This window comes from Acidovorax sp. SRB_14 (assembly GCF_012932145.1).
Taxonomy (GTDB): Bacteria; Pseudomonadota; Gammaproteobacteria; order Burkholderiales; family Burkholderiaceae_C; genus Simplicispira.
Map to the genome: position 1 here is coordinate 1 of NZ_MWOK01000044.1, position 7,713 is coordinate 7,713.

Annotated in this window: 4 protein-coding genes and 2 pseudogenes; 3 read left to right on the forward strand and 3 right to left on the reverse strand. The window is 70.7% G+C overall.

Features of this window, described 5'->3' with window-relative positions; all coding sequences use genetic code 11:
* Positions 1-241: pseudogene (locus B2J86_RS17870) on the reverse strand (permease); the annotation flags it as partial.
* Positions 242-511: 270 nt separating this feature from the next.
* On the opposite strand from B2J86_RS17870, the pseudogene B2J86_RS17875 reads away from it, so the two are divergent.
* The 3 genes and pseudogenes from B2J86_RS17875 to mgtA all read left to right on the forward strand — a co-directional run.
* Positions 512-1,601 (forward strand): annotated as a pseudogene (locus B2J86_RS17875) (AMP-binding protein); the annotation flags it as partial.
* Positions 1,602-1,629: 28 nt separating this feature from the next.
* On the forward strand, positions 1,630-2,559 hold the full coding sequence (locus B2J86_RS17880) for an MBL fold metallo-hydrolase (protein WP_169637208.1): 930 nt from the start codon (positions 1,630-1,632) through the stop codon (positions 2,557-2,559).
* A 186-nt stretch (positions 2,560-2,745) separates the two neighbouring features.
* The gene (gene mgtA, locus B2J86_RS17885; protein WP_173026292.1) at positions 2,746-5,457 is read left to right on the forward strand and encodes a magnesium-translocating P-type ATPase; all 2,712 of its coding nucleotides are present in this window, start codon (positions 2,746-2,748) and stop codon (positions 5,455-5,457) included.
* Between the two features lie 104 nt (positions 5,458-5,561).
* On the opposite strand, the gene B2J86_RS17890 is transcribed toward mgtA, so the two are convergent.
* Entirely contained in the window at positions 5,562-6,347 is a 786-nt protein-coding gene (locus tag B2J86_RS17890) for an ABC transporter ATP-binding protein (RefSeq protein ID WP_173026293.1), read from the reverse strand.
* Entirely contained in the window at positions 6,344-7,570 is a 1,227-nt protein-coding gene (locus B2J86_RS17895; RefSeq protein WP_173026294.1) for an FtsX-like permease family protein, read from the reverse strand. The genes B2J86_RS17890 and B2J86_RS17895 overlap by 4 nt, the downstream gene beginning before the upstream one ends.
* Between the last annotated feature and the right edge of the window lie 143 nt (positions 7,571-7,713).

Here is a 7,713-nt window from a genome sequence, read left to right on the forward strand (position 1 = left end):
CCAGCACCTCGGCCCCGGCCGCGCGCAGCACCTGGCCGGCGCCCGCGCGCGGCGCCGGATCGCGGCGGTTGGCGCGCGCCATCCACGTGAACTGCAGGCCCAGCGGCAGCGTCCAGCCCAGGGCCAGCAGCACGGCGCCGGCCAGCGCCCACCCGGGCGAATCGGGCAGGCACCAGAACAGCCACGCGGCCACGGCCAGCGCGGTGCCCAGGACCCCGAGCTGTTGGATGCGGGCGATCATGGAGGCGGCAGGAGCGGCATGCGCGCATTGTGCCGCCCGGGCGGCGGGCCTGTGCAGAGCGCCGGCGGCGGTCTCTGCGTGCGCCGGCAGGGCCGTTCCTGTCACCTGCGGGACGCTCCGGAGCGCTCCCCCGGGACAAGCCCCCTAGCCAGCCGGCGCCGCGCGGTCCAACAATCGCACCCGCCGCCCCGTGCCAAGGCGGCACGCTCCCTTCCAGAAACCCAGGACACCGCATGGACAAGATCTGGCTGAAGAACTACCTCGAAGGCACGCCGCACGCTCGCGCCGAGCCAGGCCACGCTCGATTCGACCGCTTTCCTGCAGTACACGGGCGGCACCACCGGGCGGTCCAAGGGCGCGGTGCTGACGCACCGCAACATCATTGCTGCGGCGCTGCAGGCCGAGGCCTGGTTCCAGCCCGCGCTGGCCCGGCTGGGCGACCCGACGCGCGCCAACAACATCGCCGCGCTGCCGCTCTACCATATCTTTGCGCTCACGCTGTGCCTGCTGACGATCCGCCAGGGCTCGCACCTGACGCTGATCCCGAACCCGCGCGACATCCCGAAATTCGTCGACGTGCTCAAGAAGCGCCCCTTCCATACGCTGCCGGCCGTCAACACGCTGTTCAATGCGCTGCTGCAAAACGCGCAGTTCCGCGCGCTGGACTTCTCGCCGCTGTGCCTGGCGCAGGCCGGCGGCATGGCGGCCTCCGAAGGCACGGCGCGCCAGTGGCAGAAGGCGACGGGCCGCACCATGCTTGAGGGCTGGGGCATGAGCGAGACCTGCCATCGGCACCAAGAACCCGGTCAACAACCCCGCGTTCAGCGGCAGCATCGGCCTGCCGCTGCCAGGCATCGACATCGCCATCAAGGACGAGGCCGGCCAGAGCCTGCCGCTGGGCGAATCGGGTGAGATCTGCATCCGCGGCCCCAACGTCACGCCCGGCTACTACAACCAGCCCGAGGAAAACGCCCAGGCCTTCACCGCCGACGGCTTTCTGCGCACCGGCGACATCGGCAGCATGGACGCGCAGGGCTACACGCGCATCATCGACCGCAAGAAGGACATGATCCTGGTCAGCGGCTTCAACGTCTTTCCGAGCGAGGTCGAGAACGTGGTCTCGCTGTGCCCGGGCGTGCTCGAATGCGCGGCGATCGGCGTGGCCGACGACACGCAGGGCGAGGCCATCAAGGTGTTCGTGGTGCGCAGCGACCCGGCGCTGACCGAGGAGGCGGTGGTGCGGCACTGCCACGACCACCTGACGGGCTACAAACGCCCCCGGCACATCGAGTTCCGCGACGACCTGCCCAAGAGCAATGTCGGCAAGGTGCTGCGGCGCCAGCTGCGCACGGCCGCCTGACCGACCCTTACTATGGAATGAATCGCTGATGACGCAGACTGCACAAGCGCTTGCGCCCGAAATCACCATCTTGGAACGCGGTTGGCTGTCGGCCAACAGCATCGTCTTTGCCGGCGCCCGCTCGGGCACGGCCGTGGTCGATACCGGCTACTGCGCGCACGCCGCGCAGACCGTGGCGCTGGTGGACGCGACCCTGGGCGGGCGGCCGCTCGCGCGCATCCTCAACACCCACCTGCACAGCGACCACTGCGGCGGCAACGCCGCGCTGCAGGCCGCGTGGCCGGGCGCGCAGACCGCGATTCCCCCGGGCCAGGCGGCGCACGTGCGCCACTGGGACCCGTATGCGCTCAGCTACGCGCCCACCGGCCAGGAGTGCCCGCGGTTCCGCTTCGACGGCCTGCTGCAGCCGGGCACCGAAGTCGTGCTCGGCGACCGCCCGTGGCAGGTGCACGCCGCCCCGGGCCACGACCCGCATTCGGTCGTGCTGTTCGAGCCGCAGGACGCGCTCCTGATCTCGGCCGACGCGCTGTGGGAGAACGGCTTTGGCGTCGTCTTCCCCGAACTCGAAGGCGAGGACGCGTTTGCCGCGGTCGGCGCCACGCTCGACCTGATCGAGCGCCTGGCGCCGCGCACCGTCATCCCCGGCCACGGCCCGGTGTTCCACGGCGTGCCGCGCGCGTTGGAAGTGGCGCGCCGGCGCCTCGACGGCTTCGTGCGCGAGCCGCGCCGCCACGCGCTCTACGCGGCCAAGGTGCTGCTCAAGTACAAGCTGCTCGAATGGCAGCAGATTTCGCTCGCCGAGCTGCAGGGCTGGACCACGGCCACGCCCTATTTCGGCCTGCTGCACGCGCGCCACTTTGGCGACGAGGCGCCAGGGCCGTGGCTGCTGCGCCTGGTCGCCGAGCTGGTGCGCAGCGGCGCCGCCACGCGCCAGGGGGACACGCTGCACAACGCATGAGCGCGTGCTGCGGCGGCCTTAAAAACATGAAAAATGGCATCAAACCCTTGCTGAATAATCGCCTGCAGCTACACAACCCATAGCAAAATAAAGCCGGCACCGGGGCCAGGAGCTGCCCCGTTGCCGCACCCGGCGCCCGAGAATTGCACCTTCCCGCGCCACCCGCCAGCCCTGGAAGGCACACACATGGCCCTGCCGTTTTTCCAAGCCCGCTTCGCCCTGTTCCTGCGCAGCCGCCGTGCGCTGCGGCATTTCCGGCGGCGCCTGATGCTCGAGTCGCTCGACACGCGCGGCCACGCCGTGCCGGTGCCGCCGGCGCTGTCGCAGGCGCTGCGCCAGGCCAGCGAAGACGGCGCCGCCGCAGTGCTGGCGCGCGCCGGCAGCCACGACGGCGGCCTGACCGAGGCCGAGGCCGGCGCCATCCGCGCGCGGGTCGGCCCCAACGAGGTCGAGCACGAAAAACCCCTGCCCGCCTGGCTGCACCTGTGGCATTGTTACCAGAACCCGTTCAACCTGCTGCTGACGGCGCTGGCCGTCATCTCGTGGCTCACCCACGACGCCAAGGCCACCGTGGTGATCGGCAGCATGGTGGTGCTGTCCACGCTGATGCGCTTTGTGCAGGAGGGCCGCTCGCACCGCGCGGCCGAGCGGCTCAAGGCCCTGGTCAGCAACACGGCGACGGTGCTGCGCCGCAGCGACGACGGCACCAGCGCGCAGCAGGAGCTGCCCATCGCCCAGCTCGTGCCGGGCGACCTGATCGTGCTGTCGGCCGGCGACATGATCCCGGCCGACTGCCGCGTGCTGGTGGCCAAGGACCTGTTCGTCAGCCAGGCGGCCATGACGGGCGAATCGCTGCCGGTCGAAAAGCACGCCGTGCGCCAAGGCGCCAGCGACAGCGTGCTCGACGCCGCCAACCTGCTGTTCATGGGCACCAACGTGGTCTCGGGCGCGGCCACGGCGCTGGTGCTGGCCACGGGCAACCGCACCTATTTCGGCACCATCGCCACGCGCGTCACGGCGGTCGAGCGCACGCCCACGGCCTTCCAGGCGGGCGTGAACAGCGTCAGCTGGCTGCTGATCCGCTTTGCGCTCGTCATGGTTCCCATCGTGTTCCTCATCAACGGCTACACCAAGGGCGACTGGACCGAGGCCTTCCTGTTCGCGCTCTCGGTGGCCGTGGGCCTGACGCCCGAGATGCTGCCGATGATCGTGACCTCGACGCTGGCCAAGGGCGCCGTGCTGCTGTCGCGCAAGAAGGTCGTCGTCAAGCGGCTCGACGCGATCCAGAACTTCGGCGCCATGGATGTGCTGTGCACCGACAAGACCGGCACGCTGACGCAGGACAAGATCGTGCTCGAGCGCCACACGAATGTGTTTGGCGCCACCTCGGACGAGGTGCTCAAGTTCGCCTTCCTCAACAGCCACTACCAGACCGGGCTGAAGAACCTGCTCGACCGCGCCGTGCTCGACCACCTGGAGCTGCGCACCGAGCTGCGCCTGGCGCAGGACTACCGCAAGGTCGATGAAATCCCGTTCGACTTCCAGCGCCGGCGCATGTCGGTGGTGGTGTCCGAACGCGACGACCACCACGAGCTGATCTGTAAGGGTGCGGTCGAAGAGGTGCTGGCCGCCTGCAGCCAGATCCAGGACGGCGCGCAGGTGCTGCCGCTCGACGCCGCGCTGCTCGCGCGCGTGCAGGCCGTGACCGCCGCGCTCAACCACGAGGGCCTGCGCGTGGTCGCCGTGGCCGCCAAGGAGGTGCCGCCGGACAAAACGGTGTACAGCGTGGCCGACGAGGCGGCGCTCACGCTGATCGGCTACATCGCCTTCCTCGACCCGCCCAAGGAATCGAGCGCCCCGGCGCTGCAGGCGCTGGCCGAGCACGGCGTGGCCTTGAAGGTGCTGACCGGCGACAACGACCTAGTGGCGGCCAAGATCTGCCGCGACGTCGGCCTGCCCATCGACGGCGTGGTGCTGGGCGCGCAGATCGAAGACCTCGACGAGGCCGGCCTGCGCCGGCTGGTGGAGCAGCACAACCTGTTTGCCAAGCTCACGCCGCTACACAAGGAGCGCATCGTGCGCGCGCTGCGCGCCAATGGGCACATCGTCGGCTTCATGGGCGACGGCATCAACGACGCGCCCGCGCTGCGCGCCGCCGACATCGGCATCAGCGTGGACAGCGCGGTCGACATCGCCAAGGAGGCGGCCGACATCATCCTGCTCGAAAAGAGCCTGATGGTGCTCGAAGAGGGCGTGGTCGAAGGGCGCAAGACCTTCAGCAACATGCTCAAGTACATCCGCATGACGGCCAGCTCGAACTTCGGCAACGTGTTCTCGGTGCTGGTGGCCAGTGCGTTCCTGCCCTTCCTGCCCATGCTGCCGATCCAGCTGCTGGTGCAGAACCTGCTCTACGACATCTCGCAGATCGCGATCCCGTTCGACAACGTCGATGACGAGCTGGTGCGCCAGCCGCTGCGCTGGAACCCGCAGGACCTGGGGCGCTTCATGGTGTTCTTCGGCCCGATCAGCTCGGTGTTCGACCTGCTCACCTTCGCGCTGATGTGGTGGGTGTTCCAGGCCCAGACGCTGGCGCAGCAAACGCTGTTCCAGTCGGGCTGGTTCGTCGTCGGCCTGCTCACGCAGACGCTGATCGTGCACATGATCCGCACGCCCAAGCTGCCTTTCCTGCAGAGCCGCGCCGCCTGGCCGCTGCTGGGCATGACGCTGGCGGTGATGGCGGTGGGCATCTTCCTGCCCATGGGTCCGCTGGCCGGCTACTTCAAGCTGCAGGCGCTGCCGCTGCCCTACTTTGGCTGGCTGGTGGCGATCTTGCTGGGCTACGCCACGCTGACCACGGTGCTCAAGCGCGTGTACATCCGCCGCTTCGGCTGGCAGTGAGCCGCGGCGCGCGGGCCGCGCCAGGGTTTTCCGTCAAATCGGCCACAAACGCTGATGCAGCAAGCGATTGCAGCTCACTTTTTTGATGATCCTGCTGCGCGCGGTCACGGCCGCAGCGCCGGCAGCGCGCTGGGCACCGGCTCGACGCCGGGCGTGATGGGCGCGTCGCGCGCGATGCGGCCGTCCACCAGCTCGACCAGCCGGTCGCAGCGCGCGGCCAGGCGCGGGTCGTGCGTGACGACGACGAACGCGGTGCCGCGCTCGGCGTGGATGCGGCGCAGCAGCGCAAACACCTCGGCCGACGACGCGGTGTCGAGGTTGCCCGTGGGCTCGTCGGCCAGCACCAGCGCCGGCTCCATGACCAGCGCGCGCGCGATCGCCACGCGCTGCTGCATGCCGCCCGAGAGCTGGCCGGGGCGCTTGTCCATGGCCTGGGCCAGGCCCACGGCAGCGAGCAGGCCGCGCGCGCGCTCGCGCTGCACGGCGCTCACACGGCCCTCGCCCATCAGCGCCGGCAGCGTGACGTTCTCCAGCGCCGAAAACGCCGGCAGCAGGTGGTGAAACTGGAACACGAAGCCCAGCGTGTGGCGCCGGCGCAGCGTGAGCGCGGCGTCATCGAGGCCCTGCACCGGCGCGCCCTGCAGCCGGTAGCTGCCGGACGTCATCGGTTCGAGCAGGCCCAGGATGTTGAGCAGCGTGCTCTTGCCCGAGCCCGAGGGCCCCATCAGCGCAATGAACTCGCCGGCCTGCACGCGCAGGTCGAGCCCGTGCAGCACCTCGGCCTCGCTCGGCTGGCCGAGGTTGTAGCTTTTCTTGACCGCGTCGAGCGCGATCAGCTCGGCGCCCGGGGTGGCGCCCGCGGCGGGGGCGGTGGCAGGGGCGGCGCTCACAGTCGGATGGCCTGCGCCGGGTCGAGCTGGGCGGCGCGCCGCGCGGGCGCGATGGCGGCGAGCACGCCGCACACCGTGGCCAGCAGCGCCACGCGCAGCGCAGTGTCCAGCGGCAGGTGGATATGGAACAGCGGCAGACCGTCGGAGCCGCGCACAAAACCCGTGAACACCCCGATCAGCGCCACCGCCAGCAGCAGGCCCAGCACCGAGCCCACCGCCCCGACGACCGCGCCCTGCACCAGGAACAGGCGCATCACCTGGCCGCGCGTGGCGCCCATGGCGCGCAGGATGCCGATCTCGCGGCGCTTTTGCACCACCGTCACCACCAGCACGCTGGCAATGCCCAGCACCACCACGGCCAGCACCACGCCGCGGATGATGGCGGTGCTGACCGACTGCGCGTTGAGCGCCGACACCAGCTGCGCATTGTTCTCCTGCCAGCTCTCGGCCTTGACCGGGAACTGCGTGCGCAGCGCCGCGGCCAGGCGCTGCGCCGCCCAGACGTCGTGCAGCGTGAGGTCGAGCTCGGTGGCGCCGCCGGGCAGCGCCAGCAGGTTCTGCGCGGCGCGCAGCGGCACGATGACGGTGCGGCGGTTGAGGTCCTTCACGCCCAGGTCGACCAGGGCCGTCACGCGCAGCGATTCGCTCGAGGTGCCGGTCTGCACCGTCAGGCGGTCGCCCACGCGCACGCCCAGGTCCTGCGCCAGCTCGCGCCCGACGATGGCCTCGCCCGGCGCCAGCCGCGCCGTGCCGCTGACCACCTTGGAGCGCAGGCCGACGACGCGGTCGTAGCGGTCCAGGTCCACGCCCATCAGCGCGATCGACTGCACGGCCTCGCCGCGCAGCGCCAGCCCCGCGCCCGAGACCATGGGCGAGACGCCGGCCACGTTCGGCAGCTTTTCGAGCAGCGGCACCAGCGCCTGCCAGTTGGCGACCGAGCGCAGGCGCTGGGCGCGCGGCTGCGTTTCGGTCAGCACGGTGGCGCCGGGCACGGGCGCGGCGGCGGGCGTGACCCGGTCGTCGGGCGCCTGGAGCGTGAGGTGCGCCTGCGCGCCCAGCGTCTTGGTCAGGGTGCTGGACTGCAGGCCGCTGATCAGCGCCGAGATGTAGGCGATCACCGCCACGCCCGCAGCCACGCCGACGATGATGAGCACGGTCTGCATGCGCCCCTCGCGCAGGAAGCGCAGCGCCACGCGCAGTTCGAATCCGGGCCAGACGGGCATGGGGGCAGCGCCTTGCAATGGGCTCTAGCGCCCCATGGCGTTGGACATGGCGGCGCCGGCATCGCCCACCCCCGCGCCGCTGGCACGCGCGGTGGTGGCGGGCGCGGCAGCGCCCGGTGCCCAGGCCACGGGCCGCGGGCGCA

Bases quoted from the DNA above. Each gene is read 5' to 3' on its own strand.
- B2J86_RS17880 (WP_169637208.1), top strand. From the start codon at position 1,630: ATGACGCAGACTGCACAAGCGCTTGCGCCCGAAATCACCATCTTGGAA.
- mgtA (WP_173026292.1), top strand. From the start codon at position 2,746: ATGGCCCTGCCGTTTTTCCAAGCCCGCTTCGCCCTGTTCCTGCGCAGC.
- B2J86_RS17895 (WP_173026294.1), bottom strand. From the start codon at position 7,570: ATGCCCGTCTGGCCCGGATTCGAACTGCGCGTGGCGCTGCGCTTCCTG.